Source organism: Cupriavidus sp. DL-D2, from assembly GCF_039710735.1.
Taxonomy (GTDB): Bacteria; Pseudomonadota; Gammaproteobacteria; order Burkholderiales; family Burkholderiaceae; genus Cupriavidus.
Map to the genome: position 1 here is coordinate 1 of NZ_JBDKXK010000001.1, position 15,684 is coordinate 15,684.

Annotated in this window: 12 protein-coding genes; 5 read left to right on the top strand and 7 right to left on the bottom strand. The window is 64.0% G+C overall.

The window, feature by feature from the left end; translation table 11 throughout:
• Window positions 1-148 precede the first annotated feature (148 nt).
• From dut to ABDB81_RS00030, 6 genes are all read right to left on the bottom strand, one after another.
• Window positions 149-646, bottom strand: a complete 498-nt coding sequence (gene dut / locus ABDB81_RS00005) for a dUTP diphosphatase (protein WP_346809224.1) — start codon at window positions 644-646, stop codon at window positions 149-151.
• 71 nt (window positions 647-717) lie between these two features.
• On the bottom strand, window positions 718-1,737 hold the full coding sequence (locus tag ABDB81_RS00010; RefSeq protein WP_137928624.1) for an LLM class flavin-dependent oxidoreductase: 1,020 nt from the start codon (window positions 1,735-1,737) through the stop codon (window positions 718-720).
• Between the two features lie 21 nt (window positions 1,738-1,758).
• Complete coding sequence (gene coaBC, locus ABDB81_RS00015) at window positions 1,759-2,958, bottom strand: bifunctional phosphopantothenoylcysteine decarboxylase/phosphopantothenate--cysteine ligase CoaBC (protein WP_137928625.1); 1,200 nt, start codon at window positions 2,956-2,958, stop codon at window positions 1,759-1,761.
• 118 nt (window positions 2,959-3,076) lie between these two features.
• Complete coding sequence (lspA, locus tag ABDB81_RS00020; RefSeq protein ID WP_137928626.1) at window positions 3,077-3,613, bottom strand: signal peptidase II; 537 nt, start codon at window positions 3,611-3,613, stop codon at window positions 3,077-3,079.
• Complete coding sequence (gene ileS, locus ABDB81_RS00025; protein WP_346809226.1) at window positions 3,613-6,492, bottom strand: isoleucine--tRNA ligase; 2,880 nt, start codon at window positions 6,490-6,492, stop codon at window positions 3,613-3,615. The genes lspA and ileS overlap by 1 nt, the downstream gene beginning before the upstream one ends.
• A 121-nt stretch (window positions 6,493-6,613) precedes the next feature.
• On the bottom strand, window positions 6,614-7,603 hold the full coding sequence (locus tag ABDB81_RS00030) for a bifunctional riboflavin kinase/FAD synthetase (RefSeq protein WP_137926098.1): 990 nt from the start codon (window positions 7,601-7,603) through the stop codon (window positions 6,614-6,616).
• A 302-nt stretch (window positions 7,604-7,905) separates the two neighbouring features.
• Between ABDB81_RS00030 and ABDB81_RS00035 the strand changes: the two genes are divergently transcribed.
• A complete protein-coding gene (locus tag ABDB81_RS00035; protein ID WP_137926099.1) occupies window positions 7,906-9,696 on the top strand; it encodes a hybrid sensor histidine kinase/response regulator in 1,791 nt (596 codons plus the stop codon).
• Between the two features lie 25 nt (window positions 9,697-9,721).
• Here the strand turns inward: ABDB81_RS00035 and ABDB81_RS00040 are convergent, their stop codons facing one another.
• Complete coding sequence (locus tag ABDB81_RS00040; RefSeq protein ID WP_137926100.1) at window positions 9,722-10,381, bottom strand: response regulator transcription factor; 660 nt, start codon at window positions 10,379-10,381, stop codon at window positions 9,722-9,724.
• Window positions 10,382-10,618: 237 nt separating this feature from the next.
• On the opposite strand from ABDB81_RS00040, the gene purN reads away from it, so the two are divergent.
• From purN to ABDB81_RS00060, 4 genes are all read left to right on the top strand, one after another.
• A complete protein-coding gene (gene purN, locus ABDB81_RS00045) occupies window positions 10,619-11,278 on the top strand; it encodes a phosphoribosylglycinamide formyltransferase (RefSeq protein WP_137926101.1) in 660 nt (219 codons plus the stop codon).
• Window positions 11,275-12,663, top strand: coding sequence for an RsmB/NOP family class I SAM-dependent RNA methyltransferase (locus ABDB81_RS00050; protein WP_346809229.1), 1,389 nt, complete (start codon window positions 11,275-11,277; stop codon window positions 12,661-12,663). The genes purN and ABDB81_RS00050 overlap by 4 nt, the downstream gene beginning before the upstream one ends.
• Before the next feature lie 27 nt (window positions 12,664-12,690).
• The gene (locus tag ABDB81_RS00055; protein WP_346809231.1) at window positions 12,691-14,043 is read left to right on the top strand and encodes a mechanosensitive ion channel domain-containing protein; all 1,353 of its coding nucleotides are present in this window, start codon (window positions 12,691-12,693) and stop codon (window positions 14,041-14,043) included.
• 314 nt (window positions 14,044-14,357) lie between these two features.
• Complete coding sequence (locus ABDB81_RS00060) at window positions 14,358-15,548, top strand: acyl-CoA desaturase (RefSeq protein ID WP_137926104.1); 1,191 nt, start codon at window positions 14,358-14,360, stop codon at window positions 15,546-15,548.
• Window positions 15,549-15,684 lie beyond the last annotated feature (136 nt).

A 15,684-nucleotide genomic window follows, 5' to 3' on the forward strand; every position in this document is an offset into this window, starting at 1 on the left:
CGGAGACAATGATGCGACATACAAGGGGTTAGGGGAGAGGGCAGGAGGTTCTGCTTGCCGATTGTCGAAATTGGAACCGCTGGCCCTCTCCCCCGCCCCTCTCCCACTGCGCGGGAGAGGGGAGAAAACAAGTAGCAAGCCGGAAGCCTCAACCCGCCTTGGCGTGCGCAACCCCCGTGGACCCAAACCCACCGGCCCCACGCTCCGAATCCTCAGAAAACTCTTCAACCGTCGTGAACACCGGGCGCAGCACGGGCACGAACATCATTTGAGCGATGCGCTCGCCGGGCTGGATGACGATCGGCTCGGTGCCGGGTGCATTGCGGTTCCAGACGCTGACCATGATCTGGCCCTGGTAGTCGGCATCGATCACGCCGACGCAATTGCCGAGCACCAGACCTTTCTTGTGGCCCAGGCCCGAGCGCGGCACGATGGTCGCGCACATGAACGGGTTGCCCATATGCACGGCGATGCCGGCGGGGACGAGTTGCGCGGGCGAGCCGGGTGCAATCGTCACGGGGCCGTCGACGCAGGCGTGCAGGTCGATGGCGGCGGCCATGTCGCTCTGGTAGGCGGGCAGGCCCCAGTCGTTGAGGCGGGCGTCGAGGACCTTGATTTCGACGGTGGGATTCGCGGCTACGGTCATGGATTCGGAGAGTGGTCAGAGCAAGGCGGCATGATACCGCGCCGCCCATGCTTATCCGCCACCCGGGAACATCAACCGCGCAGGTCGAACGCTTCGGCCAGCAGTTCGTAAGTGCGCCGGCGCGCGGCATAGGACGCCGCCACGCTGAGCACCACCAGTTCATCGGCAGCGAAACGGTCGCGGATTGCCAGCATGCGCTCGGCCACCTGGTGTGGCGTGCCGCAGATCGTGCGTGGGCGCTCGCGCTCGATGATGACCCGGTCGCGTTCGGTGGGCGTGTAGGTTTCCGCCTGTGCCAGCGAGGGAATCGGCGCGTTGACGCCATAGGCCATCTGCAGGCGGCGGATATCCACGGCCTGCTCCAGCGCAGTGGCTTCCGCTTCCGTATCGGCGCAGATCACGAAGATCGCGGCGGCGCTGTACGCGTGGTCGTGATAACCGGTCTCGAAATCGTCCCGATACTGCTGCGCCACGGCGTGGCCGCCATGGGCGCTGATGAAGTGCGCAAACGCAAAGCGCAGCCCCATGCGCGCCGCCAGTGCACCACCGAAATCGCTCGATCCCAGTACCCAGAGTTCAGGCCTTGTGTCGATGTCAGGCTGCAGCAGGACGCCTTCGGCCAGATGGTCGGGCGGCACCTCGCCACGCAGCAGGAAGGACAGGTCCTGCACCTGCTGCGGGAACTGGTCGCCACGGTTGTACTGGCCCATGGCGACGGCCTGCGCCGTGCGCATGTCGCCACCGGGCGCGCGGCCCACGCCGAGGTCGATCCGGTTCGGAAACAGCGCTTCGAGCATGCGGAACTGCTCGGCCACCTTGAACGGGCTGTAGTAGGGCAGCATCACGCCGCCCGAACCCAGCCGAATCCGCTTGGTGACGCTGCCGAGCCGCGCCAGCATGACTTCGGGCGCCGGATTGCAGACGCCGTGCAGCCCGTGGTGCTCGGCGCACCAGTAGCGCGTGTAGCCGAGATCGTCGGCCATCTGGGCCAGTTCGACCGTGGCGGCGATGGCGTCGCGCGCAGTGTGACCATGGATGACCGGGCTCTGGTCGAGCACGGACAGGCGCAGCTTGGGGCGGGTATCGCTCATGATGGGCGGTCTCGGGCAGTCTCAGACAGGCTTGCGCGGCAGGCGTTGGCCGATGGCGCCGATCAGTTCGCGGGCCAGTGACAGCTTGTCGGCGCGCGGCAGGCGCGTCATGCCGTTGGCGTCGAACAGGACGATCTCGTTATCGTCGAGGCCGAACGTGTGATGGCCGATGTTGCCAACGAGTAGCGGCACGCCCTTGCGCTGGCGCTTCTGCTCGCCGTACTGCTCCAGATTCTCGCTTTCGGCGGCGAATCCCACGCAGTAAGGCGCATCGGCGCGAGAGGCCACCGCAGCCAGGATGTCGGGGTTCTGCACGAACTGAAGGGCTGGCGTATCGGAATCGTTGGCTTTCTTGAGCTTCTGCTGCGACACCTCGGCAGGCCGCCAGTCGGCCACGGCGGCCACGGCCACGAACACATCGACATCGCGCAGTTGCGCCATCACGGCGTCGTGCATCTGCAGTGCGCTGCGCACGTCGGTGCGCACCACGCCACGCGGCGTCGGCAGTGCGGTCGGGCCGGAAACGAGCAGCACGTCGGCGCCGGCTTCACGCGCGGCACGCGCAATCGAGAAGCCCATCTTGCCCGACGAGAGATTGGTGATGCCACGAACCGGATCGATGGCCTCGAAGGTTGGCCCGGCTGTAATCAGTACGCGCTTGCCGGCCAGCGGCTTGGGCTGGAAGAACGCGATCAGGTCTTCGACGAGTTCTTCGGGTTCGAGCATCCGCCCATCGCCGATCTCGCCGCAAGCCTGATCGCCACTGCCCGGGCCGAGGATCGTCACGCCGTCCGCACGCAGTTGCGCCGCGTTGCGTTGAGTGGGCGCCGCGGCCCACATCTGGCGATTCATTGCCGGTGCCACGAGCAGCGGACATTCCCGCGCGATGCAGAGCGTGCTCAGCAGGTCGTCGCAGAGGCCATGGGCCAGCTTGGCCAGAAAGTCCGTGGAAGCGGGCGCGATCAGGATGGCATCGGCTTCGCGGGAGAGGTCAATGTGCGCCATGTTGTTGCCAACGCGCGCGTCCCATTGCGAGAGAAACACCGGGCGTCCGGACAGCGCCTGCATCGTGACCGGCGTGATGAAGTGCGTCGCCGCCTCGGTCATGGCCACCTGCACGGTGGCGCCGGCCTTGGTCAACAGCCGAACCAGCTCGGCCGACTTGTAGCACGCAATGCCACCGGTCAGGCCAAGGACGATGTGCTTGCCGCGCAGATCCATGGGGAAGGACTCTTCAGAATTCGGAGGTTCCGCATGATACCGCTGGCGGGGGAGGTGTGTCTTTGCTCCCCTCTCCCGCGAGCGGGAGAGGGGAGAAAACAAGCAGGAGAGCAAAGGCTCAGTGCCGCCGCACCCTTCTCAACTCATCCACGATCAACAGCACCGCACCCACCGTGATCGCGCAATCCGCCACGTTGAACGCCGGGAAGTGCATGTTGCGCAGGTGGAAGTCCAGGAAGTCGATCACGTGACCGTGGAGGATACGGTCGATCACGTTGCCGATGGCGCCGCCGAGGATCAGCGACACCGCCAGGCAAAACATCTTCTGTCCCGTGTGGCGATACAGCAGCCAGATGATGAAGCCGCCCACCACGACGGCCAGCAGCGTGAAGAACCAGCGTTGCCAGCCGCCCGCGTCAGCCAGGAAGCTGAACGCGGCGCCCTTGTTGTAGACCAGCACAAGGTTGAAAAAGCTGGTAACCGGGCGCGACTCGCCGTAGGTGAACGACCGCGAGATCACCACCTTGAAGAACTGGTCGAGCAGCACGACCAGCGCGGCAAAGGCCATCCACAGCAGTGGCGTGACGTTGGTGCTGCCTTTCTTCTTGCTGCGGGCCGGAGTGGTGCGCGTGGGACGCGTGGAGGACGATGCCATCAGGCGTGGCTCCTGTGTTCACCGGCGCCGAACAGGTTGCTGTCGCAGCGGCCGCAGAGGGTGGGATGGGCGGGGTTGTGGCCCACGTCGGCGCGGTAGTGCCAGCAGCGCTCGCACTTGGCGTGCTGCGACGGCGTGACCGTCACCAGCAGGTCACCGCCTTCGGGAGCCGGCGTGACCTTGGCGGCCGACGTCAGCAACACGAAGCGCAGGTCGTCGTCCAGGCTCTGCAGCGCAGCCAGCACAGGGCCACCGGCCGCGATCGTGACTTCGGCCTGCAGCGAAGAACCGATCTCGCCTTCCACGCGCACAGCTTCGAGCTGGCGCGTGACCTCGGCGCGGACCGTACGGATGTCGTGCCACTTCTGCAGCAGGTTGTCCGCATCGTCCACACTCGGCACGTCGTAGTACGTGCTCGTGAAGATGGTGTCCGTGTGCTCGGTGCCGTGGGCAAAGATCTGCCACGCTTCCTCCGCCGTGAACGAGAGGAACGGGGCCATCCAGTGCAGCATGGCCTGCGTGATGTGGTAGATCGCGTTCTGCGCCGCGCGGCGGTCCTTCGAATCAGGCGCCGAGGTGTACAGACGATCCTTGAGCACGTCGAGGTAGAAGCCGCCGAGGTCCTCGGAGCAGAACGTCTGCAGCTTGGCCACCACCGGATGGAACTCATACTGCTGGTAGTGCGACAACACTTCCTTCTGCAGTCGCTCGGTCAGCGCCACGGCGTAGCGGTCGATCTCCAGCCATTCCGACGCCGGCAGGGCATGCTTGCCGTGGTCGTAGTCGGTCAGGTTGGCCAGCAGGAAGCGCAGCGTGTTGCGGATGCGGCGATAGCCTTCCACCACGCGCTTCAGGATCTCGTCGGAGATCGACAGCTCGCCCGAATAGTCGGTCGAGGCCACCCACAGGCGGATGATCTCGGCGCCCATCTTGTTCGAGATGTCCTGCGGCGCCACCGTGTTGCCCACCGACTTCGACATCTTGCGGCCTTCGCCATCGACCGTGAAGCCGTGCGTCAGCAGTGCCTTGTACGGCGGCTTGCCATACAGCATCGACGCGGTCAGCAGGGACGAGTGGAACCAGCCGCGGTGCTGGTCCGAACCTTCGAGGTACAGGTCAGCCAGGCGGCCATCGGGCTGGTCGGCGGATGCGTCGTACAGTTCGTCGCGATGCGAGCCGCGGATCACGGTCCAGTGCGTGGTGCCGGAGTCGAACCACACGTCGAGCGTGTCGCGGTTCTTCTCGTACAGGGCGGCTTCCTCGCCGAGCAGTTCCTTCGGGTCGAGCGATTGCCACGCCTCGATGCCGCTCTTTTCCACGCGCTTGGCCACTTCTTCCAGCAGCGCGGGCGTGTTCGGGTGCAGCGCGCCGGTTTCCTTGTGGATGAAGAATGCCATCGGCACGCCCCACTGGCGCTGGCGCGAGAGCGTCCAGTCCGGGCGGTTGGCGATCATGTTGTGCAGGCGCTGCTTGCCCCAGGCCGGGAAGAACTCGGTGTTGTCGATGCCGGCCAGCGCGGTCTCACGCAGCGTTGCCGAATTGTCCACCGGGGTCACGTCCATGCCCGCGAACCACTGCGACGTGGCGCGGTAGATGATCGGCGTCTTGTGACGCCAGCAGTGCATGTAGCTGTGCTCGTACTTGTGCGAGTTGAACAGGTTGCCCGATTCGCGCAGCACTTCCACGATCTTCGGGTTAGCGGCCCAGATCGACAGCCCGCCGAACAGCGGCAGCGTGCTGGCGTAGACGCCATCGCCCATCACAGGGCTGATGATGTCGGCGTCGGCCATGCCATGCGCCTTGCACGACTGGAAGTCTTCCACGCCGTAGGCCGGTGCCGAGTGGACGATGCCGGTGCCGGTATCGGTGGTCACGTAGTCGCCCAGGTACACGGGCGAGGTGCGTGCGTAGCCGGCATCCATCTTTGCCAGGGGATGGTGGAAGCGCACCTCGGTCAGCGCATCGCCGCGTGCGGTGGCAACGATCGAACCTTCCAGCGCGTACGTCTTCAGTTGTTCTTCGACACGATCCTTCGCCAGGATCAGGAAGCCGCGCGGCGTATCCACCAGCGCGTACTCCACTTCCGGGTGCATGTTCAGCGCCTGGTTGGACGGGATGGTCCACGGCGTGGTGGTCCAGATCACCACCCAGCCCGGCTTGCCTTCGAGCGTGGCCAGCGGCACGTGGAATGCGTGGGCGATCTTGTCGGCTTCGGCAAACGGGAAGCCCACGTCGATCGACAGGTCGACCTTGTCCTTGTATTCCACTTCAGCTTCGGCCAGCGCCGAGCCGCAGTCGAAGCACCAGTTCACGGGCTTGAGGCCGCGGAACACGTAGCCTTTCTCCATGATCTTGCCCAGCGCACGCAGCTCGTCCGCTTCGTTGCTGAAGTTCATGGTCAGGTACGGATTGTCCCAGTCGCCCAGCACGCCCAGGCGCTCGAAATCCTTCTTCTGGCGGGCGATCTGCTCGGTGGCGTAGGCGCGCGCCTTGGCCTGGACTTCCTGCACGGGCAGGCCCTTGCCGAACTGCTTCTCGATCTGGATTTCGATCGGCATGCCGTGGCAGTCCCAGCCCGGCACGTAGACCGCGTCGAGGCCGGTCAGGCCGCGCGCCTTGATGATCATGTCCTTGAGGACCTTGTTCACGGCGTGGCCGATGTGGATGTCGCCGTTGGCATACGGAGGGCCGTCATGCAGCACAAATTTCTTCGCGCCTTTACGGGCGGCACGGATCTTCTTGTAGAGCTGCTTGTCCTGCCACTGCTTGACCCACAGCGGCTCGCGCTTGGGCAGATCGCCGCGCATCGGGAACGGGGTATCCAGCAGGTTGACCGGATACTTGCTTTTTTCAGGCTTGGCGCGTTTGTCGTCGGACATGTTCGATTCTCGGGGCAATTCGTGAGGCGCGGCGCAGGGAAGCGCGCCGCGCGCGTGTCATTTCGGATGAGGCAGGGCGGGTCCGGCGGCGATGCATCAGGTGCACACGCGCTGCCGGCCGCTAGCTAATTCGGTCGGTGGCGGACGTGGCGAAGTCGCGCCGGCCACCCCCTGCCTCGGGCGCGCTCAGGCCGAAGAACGCACGCGCGTCCTCGGCGTCCTTGGCGATGGCGGCGGTCAGTGCGTCCAGCGAATGGAAACGCTCCTCGTCGCGTAGCTTCTTCATGAACTCCACGCGCACGAGCTTGCCGTACAGGTTCTGGTTCACGTCGAACAGATGCACTTCCAGCAGCACGCGGCCCGCATCCTCGACGGTCGGCCGCACGCCGATGCTGGCCACGCCGGGCAGCGGGTGGTCGGCAATGCCATGCACCTGCACCACGAAGATGCCGTTCACGGCAGGCCGCTTGTGCGAGATCTTGAGGTTCAGCGTGGGGAAGCCGAGGTTGCGCCCCAGCTTGCGGCCGTGAATCACGTGCCCGCTGATGGCGTAGCCGTGGCCCAGCAGCCGGCGTGCGTGTTCGAGATCGCCGTCGGCCAGCGCCTGGCGTACGGCGGAGCTGGAGATGCGGATGCCGCCTTCGGACACCGAACCCATCTGCTCGACATCGAAGCCGAATTCGCGACCGGCTTCCTTCAGGTAGCTGAAGTCACCGGCACGACGGGCGCCAAAGCGGAAATCGTCGCCCACCAGCACCCAGCGCGCGTGCAGGCCGTTCCACAGCACGTTCTCGACGAACTGTTGCGGCGACTGCGCGGCGAAATGGGCGTTGAAGTGCTCCACGACCACCCGATCCACGCCATTGCTACGCAGAGCGTCGAGCTTGTCGCGCAGCAGGGCGATGCGGGTAGGGGCGTGCTCCGGCGCGAAAAATTCGCGCGGATGCGGCTCGAATGTCATCACGCACAGCGGCAGGCCACGCGCATCGGCGGCCGCACGGGCGCGCGCGAGCAACGACTGGTGGCCGCGATGCACACCGTCGAAATTACCGATGGTGAGCGCGCAGGGCGCCCGGCTTTCGGCGTTGGGCAGGCCGCGGAAGACTTTCACGAGGACGGCGGACGAGCGTTTTAGGGAAAGCGAGCATTATAAGGCGAATGGCCCGCGTTGCCCCCTGCCTGGCCGAATTGCCGACTCGACGCCGATGGGGGTGTGGGCAAGCTGCCAAAAATGGCGAATTTATGGCGAATTGCACCGCCGGGCGATGGCGTGAGGCGGAGAAAGGCGGCATGATATGCGCCATTCGGAACATGAACCGCACGATTCCTGCAACGGTCAGCCCCGTCCAACCCTGTTCGCGGGAAGCTTTTTGCAGTGGGCTGTCGTCGCCACGATACCGGGCCACTCCACTCTTGAACGCGCTGCTCAACAAGCTCCTGCCGCCCCCCGGACCGCAACTGGACACCGAGACCCGGGCCAAGCTGCTGGTCACCGTCCATCGGGTTTCGCCCACGGCCATTGCGTCCTCGGTGCTGCTCCCCGGCCTGACCGCCTGGACGTTCTGGTACGAAGCCAACCAGGTGGCGCTGCTGCTCTGGTGCGCCATCATGCTGGTGCTGACCGTCGCCGGTAGCTGGTTTTACGTAGGCTTCAAACGCGACAGCGGCAAGATGAGCCGCTCGGCGCACACGCGCAAGTGGTGGAACAACATGCGCGCCATCGCCTTCCTGACAGGCCTGACCTGGGGAAGCTCCGCGCTGCTGCACCTCTACACCAGTTCGATGGTGTTCTCCGCCGTGCTCTACCTGCTGACGCTCGGCGTGCTGGCGGGGGGCGCCACATCTCAATCGCCCATTCCGTCGAATCTTGTCTTCGCCGGGGTGCCGATCCTGGTGCCGAATATCCTGCTGGCCGATTTCGCCTTCCCCGGCCATGGCGGGTACGTGCAGATCCTGCTCGTGATCTACGCGCTGATGCTGGCGCGCCACTCGTTGAATCTGCAGCACACGCTGGTGCGCGCCATCCAGCTGGAATCGGAAAGCCGGCGGTTGGCCAAGCAGTTCCAGGAGGAAAAGGAGCGGGCGCTTCATGCCAGCGAGGAAAAATCGCGTTTCCTGGCTGCGGCAAGCCATGACTTGCGCCAACCCGTGCATGCGCTGGTGATGCTGGTGGAGGCACTGCGGGCCCGGAACCAGTCAACTGCGTTACACCCCTTGGTGGAGCAGGTGGCCGCCGGCACGCAAACCATCGACCTGCTGTTCCGCTCGCTGCTGGATCTGTCGAAGCTCGAAGGCCGCAAGGTGCTGCCCACGATGGAACCGTGCGAACTCAATGCACTGGTGAACGACGTGATGAGCCAGTTTGCTGCCGATGCGCGCGAGAGCGGCCTGACGCTGACGCCGCGCGTGCCTGACGAACTCTACGCGATGGCCGAGCCGGTACTGCTGCGCCGGGCGCTCTTCAACCTTGTGCAGAACGCGCTGCGGTACACAAAGCGCGGCGGCATCCTGGTGACAGCACGGCAGCGCCGCAAGCACGTGCGCGTGGAGGTGTGGGATACCGGCGCGGGCATCACGCCCGAGCATCTGCCGGAAATCTTCTCGCCGTACTACCAGGTTCACAATCCGCAGCGCGATCCGTCGCAAGGGCTCGGCCTGGGCCTGGCGATCTTCAAGGAATGCGTGCGTCTGATGCGCGGAACCTACGGCGTGCGTTCGGTGCCCGGCAAGGGTTCGGTATTCTGGTTTGCATTGGCGCCCGTGCCGGACGAGACCGTGGCCAGCGTGCGCGCGATGCGCAAGAATGCGCAGGCCGAGGAGGCGCGGCAGGATCGGCTGCGCGGCACGGTACTGGTCGTCGATGACGACAGTCAGATCCGCAAGGCGTGGATTGCGCTGATGGAGGCGTGGGGAATTCGTGTCGCGTGTGCCGCGCACGGGCAGGAGGCCGACGCGTTGTTCGCCAAGGGGCTGAAGCCGGACATCATTTTCTGCGACCTGCGCCTGCCCGGCAACGAAAACGGACTGGATCTGCTGGAACGCTGGCAGACCACGCAACCGCAGGCGCGCAGCGCGCTGCTGACGGGCGACCTGAAATCCGCGGCGCTGTTGGCGGCCGAGGACGCGGGCTACTTCGTGCTGCCCAAGCCCGTGGACCCCGCCAACCTGCGCATGCTGCTGCGCCGCTGGCTGACTGCGGTCTGAGAAGCGCTGGACGAGGAGCCGGCGCTTACTGGCGCAGGCGGAACCGCTCCATTCGCGACATCACCTGCATGCGCGTGCGTACGCCAAGACGTTGCAGGATGGCGGATACGTGTTCCTTCACCGTGTTCTCGGTCAGGCCGAGCTTGCGCGCGATGACCTTGTTCGGCAGTCCTTCCAGCACCAGTGCCAGCACGGAGCCCTGACGCGGCGTCAGGCCCAGTTCGGCGGGCGTGACCGGAATGCCGTGGGCGGGTCCGAAGGCCTGCGAGCGGCCCGACAAGGCTTCATCGGTCGGAAAACTCGTATCGCCAGCCAGAACCTTTCGCACGGCGGCCGTGAAGGCGTTGGCATCGAGGTGCTTGCCAACGAAGCCGCAAGCGGACAGCGCGCGTGCACGGCCCACGATCTCGGGCGTGGCTTCGGCGGACATGAAGATGAAGCGCGCGCCGGGAATCACGGTCTTGAATGCCTGCATGGCGTCGAAGCCAGTGCCGTCATTCAGCCAGATATCCAGCAACACGATATCGGGACGGAGTCCCTGGTTCAGCGAGTGGAGAGCTTCCTTGGCGCTACCGGCAGCATGTACTGCAACGTCGGGCATCACCTCCGCGAGGAACGCGGTGGTGCCGGAAAGAGCCATAGGATGATCATCGACCACCAACAGAGTCGGTGCAGCGTTCGACATGCGTATTCCCGTCTAATTTCCCATTTCGCCCTTGTTGTCACCGTTTTCCTAGAAATCGGCGCGTGGACGTAAAGCCCACTCTAACAGAGCGGGGTGCGCGTCACAATCGGTCGCAACATGGTGTTTCTTGTTGCATACGTCCCCAAAAGCGTTGTCCCGTGCGCGTTTCGCGGTAATTAAGTGCCTAATGTGCATGCTTTACAAGCGTTTGCACCACAGCTTGGTAGAATCGCGGCGATGAAAAATATTGTCATATTGATTTCCGGGCGTGGCTCCAATATGGAAGCGATCGTCCGGGCCTGCGCAGCCGAGCGATGGCCGGCGCGCGTGGCTGCTGTATTGTCGAACCGGCCCGATGCGTCGGGGCTCGCGTTCGCTGCCGATCACGGTATCGCCACAGGCGTGGTGGACCATAAGCTGTTTGCCGACCGTGCTGCATTCGATGCCGCGATGCGCGACGCCATCGAGGCGTACCAGCCCGATATCGTTGTGCTGGCGGGGTTCATGCGCATTCTGACGACGGAGTTCGTCGAGCACTTTGCCGGCCGCATGCTCAACATCCATCCCTCGCTGTTGCCGAGTTTTCCGGGCATGCATACGCATCGCCAGGCGCTGGACGCGGGGGTCAAGTTGCATGGCGCGACCGTGCACTTCGTCACGCCGCAACTCGATCATGGCCCGATCGTGATACAAGCTGCACTCGATGTACTGCCAGGCGACACACCCGAGTCCCTGGCCGATCGTTTGCTCGATAGCGAACATGTCATCTACCCGCGCGCTGTGCGCTGGTTTGTCGAAGACCGCCTGCAATTGCAGAACGGCGTTGTTCAAGTTCAACCGGCCGAACCCCAATGGTTCATGGCCATCTCGCCCGAAGCGGCAGGAAAACAGCCATGAGTCGTAATCCCTCTTCCACCCCGGACAATCGCCAGCGCCCCCGCACCAACAAGGGCAAGGGCAGCCCGATTCGCATGGCGCGCCAGCCTGGCACCGATGGCCCGCGCAATCCGGGTGGCCTGCAGGCCTTCCACTTGCAGCACATCGAGCGACTGCTCGGCAAGGTGCTGCTTTTCGCGCGTCCTTCGGATGCCGTGGTCAGCTACTACTTCCGAGAAAATAACAAACTTGGCCATCGTGACCGCGGAATCATTGCGGAAGCGATTTTTGCAGTGTTGCGTAGACGCGTCGAATTTGGTCAATTTGCGGAAAGCGGCACAGGCTCCGCCACCCGCCGCCTTGGTCTGCTGGGACTGGCCTCGACGCTTGGCCGCGACGTGCTGACGCCGTTCCTGTATCCCGATGAAGCCGAGTGGCTGGATCGCCTGACGACGATCGAACGCTCGAGCCTGGCGCCGCGCGTGCGTGCCAACTTGCCGGAGTGGCTTTACGACGATCTGGTTGCGCATCATGGCGAGCCGTTCACGGCTGCCATCGGCGATGCCTGGCTGCGTCCGGCGCCGCTGGACCTGCGTGTGAACACGGCCAAGCTGTCCCGCGAGGAAGCGCTGGCCGAACTCGAAACCGCCGGGATTGCCGCGGAACCTGCACCAATGGCGCCGGCCGGTATCCGCCTCAAGGGCAAGCCCGCGCTGAACCAGCTGCCGCTGTTCATCAACGGTGGCGTGGAAGTGCAGGACGAAGGCAGCCAGTTGCTGTGCCATCTGGTGGCACCGAAGCGTGGCGAAATGGTGGTGGACTTCTGCGCAGGCGCGGGCGGAAAGACGCTGGCGCTGGGCATGCAAATGCGTTCGACCGGCCGGCTCTATGCCTTCGACGTTTCCGAAAAGCGACTGACCAACCTGAAGCCGCGTCTGGCACGTAGCGGCCTGTCCAATGTGCATCCCGTGCTGATCGATTCGGAACGCGACGCCAAGGTCAAGCGGCTGGCTGGCAAGATCGATCGCGTGCTGGTGGATGCACCTTGCAGCGGCCTCGGCACCCTGCGTCGCAACCCCGATCTGAAATGGCGCCAGTCGCCAGAGTCGATCATCGAGCTGACCGCCAAGCAGGCAGCCATCCTCGAAGCAGCCGCCAAGCTCGTGAAGGGTGGCGGACGGGTCGTGTACGCCACTTGCAGCGTGCTCGAAGCGGAAAACGAAGCCATCGTCCGCGATTTCCTCGCCAAGAACGAGAATTTCCGACTGGTGCCGGCCGCCGAAATCTTTGCCGAACAGAAGATCGAGGTGCCCAACTTGCCGGCAGAAAGCGGCATGTTGGCGCTTTATCCGCACGTTCATCAGACCGACGGTTTCTTCGCTGCCGTGCTGGAACGCACGCGTTGATATCCCGTTGAACGCTGATCCGTGCCGATGAACCCTACCACGCTGGCCGAGCTGACGAACTCGCATTCCGTTCTGGGCAAGTTGCTCGACGATCTGATCCACGATGCCGGAGGGCCGGGTTTCTTCTGGCAGATCGGCGTGCTGGTCGGCAGCCTTGCCGTGGCATGGCTGCTGGCGCGATTCGTCGTGCGGCGTCTGGAATCGCGCCACGAAGACGCGAGCTTCGCCCTGCGGCTGGCCGCTGTCAGTCTCGAAAAGGCGATGTTCCCGCTGTTCGGCTGGCTGCTGGTGCTGGTGGCGCGTTTTGCGCTGGCGCCGTTCGTTTCGGTCAGCGTGCTGCGCCTCGCCCTGGTACCGCTGTTTGGCATCACGTCGCTCTATATCGCCTTCTACGTCCTGCGCCGCGTGATATCCGCCAACGGCCAGTTGCACGGCATGCTTGTGCTGGTCGAGAAAGTGCTGACGACGCTGGTGTGGGTGGGCATGGCGCTGTACGTCACCGGCGTGCTGCCCGACGTGATCCGCTGGATGGAGGAGATGCGCTTCCCGGTGGGCGGTAAGCACCCGATCAGCGTGGCCGATGCACTGATGGGCGTGGTCTGGATTCTGCTGACCGTGCTGGTGGCGATGTGGTTCGGCTCGTGGCTGGAGGAGCGTCTGATGCGCGCTCGCAGCCTCGATGCCAATCTCAAGGTGGTGCTGACGCGCGTGGCCAAGGCGCTGCTGCTGCTGGTTTCGCTGCTGCTCAGCCTGTCGCTGGTGGGAATCGACCTGACGGTGCTGTCTGTGTTCGGTGGCGCACTGGGTGTCGGTCTTGGCCTGGGTTTGCAGAAGATCGCCAGCAATTACATCTCGGGATTCATTATCCTGCTGGACCGCTCGGTGACGCTGGGTGACCAGATCACCGTAGACAAGTACACAGGCATCGTCTCGCAGATCCGCACGCGCTATACCGTAGTGCGCAACGGCGATGGCGAGACGCTGGTGCCAAACGAGCAACTCGTCGCCCAGGCGGTGCAGAACCATTCGTTCTCGGGCACCAATGTCCGCGTGGCGGTGCGCGTGCAGGCCGACTATGCGACCGACCCGGAGACTGTGATCGGCCTGCTCGAGACTTGCGCGGCCGATATCCCGCGCGTTCTGGTGGAACCGAAGCCGGCGGCGTTCCTCGTCATGTTTGGCGATAGCGGTATCGAGTACGAATTCGCGGTCTACATCGCTGATCCTCAGAACGGCAAGCTGGGCGTCCAATCCGCAATGAATCGTGCAATTTGGCGGACCTTCCAGGCAAATGGCGTGTCTATTCCCTATCCGCAACGTGAGTTGCGTGTGCTTAACGACACTTCTTTGCCCACGGCGGCAGTCATTGCATCCAGCTAGGTAGCCTCTGGGCCACCTTCGGGAACATTTGGCAGATTGGGTTATCGAAGTCGGGGAAATAGCGGATGTCCCCTCCGCGCCAATCCGGTAGAATGCCGGGTTGTCGTGGGTATACGAACTTCGATATCCGCCACCCCCACACCAGACAACCGCCAGATTGCAGCGGTTCGTGCCTCGGCCTGGCGCCCCTCAAGGTTCCGCCCGCGCCAGAAAGCTATCGCAATCGATGATTTTGCAGTCTTTTTTCTGCGCGACAGGTGCGCCGCACAGTGGTGCCGCGCTGCAAACACTCGTTTTACGACGGAGAACATAGTTTGTTCGACACAATTCTTGACTGGGCCGCCAACGGCCTCGCCAACTGGTCCTGGTGGGAGATCGTGATCTACACGCTCGTGATGACCCACATCACGATCGCAGGCGTGACCATTTTCCTGCACCGCTGCATGGCGCACCGGTCGCTGGATCTGCACCCGATTGCCCAGCATTTCTTCCGATTCTGGCTGTGGATGACCACGGGCATGGTGACGAAGGAATGGACCGCCATTCACCGTAAGCACCACGCCAAGTGCGAGACCGAGGACGATCCGCACAGCCCGCAGACGCGAGGTATCCGCAAGGTGCTGCTGGAAGGCGCCGAGCTGTATCGCGCCGAGTCCAAGAACAAGGAAACGATCGCCAAGTTCGGTCATGGCACGCCCAATGACTGGGTCGAGCGCAACGTGTACTCGCGCTTTGGCTGGCAGGGCGTTGGCCTGATGCTGATCATCGACCTCGCGCTGTTCGGCGTGATCGGCATGACCGTGTGGGCCGTGCAGATGCTCTGGATCCCGATCCATGCCGCCGGCATCATCAACGGCCTGGGTCACTGGTGGGGCTATCGCAACTACGATTGCGAGGATGCTTCGACCAACGTGTCGCCGTGGGGCTTCATCATTGGTGGCGAGGAACTGCACAACAACCACCACACGTACCCGACGTCGGCCAAGTTCTCGATCAAGTGGTACGAAATCGATGTGGGCTGGTGGTACATCCGCGCGATGCAGTCGGTTGGCCTGGCCAAGGTCAAGAAGACTCCGCCGAAGGCTCGCCTCGTGGAAGCGCGCGAAGTGGACCACAACACGCTGGAAGCCATCATCGCCAACCGCTACGACGTGATGGCGCGCTATGCCAAGGCGCTGAAGGCCGCGTACCGCGACGAACTGCGCAAGCACAAGGAAGGCGGCTCGCCGGAATACACGCACTACAAGCCGGCGCGCAAGTGGTTCCATCGTGAAGAGATGAAGCTGGGTGTGCCGCAGCGTCAGCAGTTGGCCACCATCACCGAGCAGAACAAGATGCTGCACACGTTCGTGGAAATGCGTCGCGAACTGGCCGTGATCTGGGGCCGCTCGAACATGACGCGCGAGCAGTTGCTGGCGCAGTTGCAGGCCTGGTGCCATCGCGCCGAAGCCAGTGGCATCCAGGCGCTGCAGGAGTTTTCGCTGCGCCTGCGCCGATACGCCTGATACAATCGGCAGCACGCCCGTCATGGCTAGAAAGCCCCGCCCTCGGCGGGGCTTTTTCTTTTTGCTGCACGCCCCATGTTGTTGGCAATAGACCGCGTGATGCAAAGCGCGGCGGCAACTGGGTGCCCCGAGGAGT

Coding starts and splice junctions, on each gene's coding strand:
- dut (WP_346809224.1), bottom strand. CDS start 646: ATGACCGTAGCCGCGAATCCCACCGTCGAAATCAAGGTCCTCGACGCC.
- ABDB81_RS00010 (WP_137928624.1), bottom strand. CDS start 1,737: ATGAGCGATACCCGCCCCAAGCTGCGCCTGTCCGTGCTCGACCAGAGC.
- coaBC (WP_137928625.1), bottom strand. CDS start 2,958: ATGGATCTGCGCGGCAAGCACATCGTCCTTGGCCTGACCGGTGGCATT.
- lspA (WP_137928626.1), bottom strand. CDS start 3,613: ATGGCATCGTCCTCCACGCGTCCCACGCGCACCACTCCGGCCCGCAGC.
- ileS (WP_346809226.1), bottom strand. CDS start 6,492: ATGTCCGACGACAAACGCGCCAAGCCTGAAAAAAGCAAGTATCCGGTC.
- ABDB81_RS00040 (WP_137926100.1), bottom strand. CDS start 10,381: ATGTCGAACGCTGCACCGACTCTGTTGGTGGTCGATGATCATCCTATG.
- purN (WP_137926101.1), top strand. CDS start 10,619: ATGAAAAATATTGTCATATTGATTTCCGGGCGTGGCTCCAATATGGAA.
- ABDB81_RS00050 (WP_346809229.1), top strand. CDS start 11,275: ATGAGTCGTAATCCCTCTTCCACCCCGGACAATCGCCAGCGCCCCCGC.
- ABDB81_RS00055 (WP_346809231.1), top strand. CDS start 12,691: ATGAACCCTACCACGCTGGCCGAGCTGACGAACTCGCATTCCGTTCTG.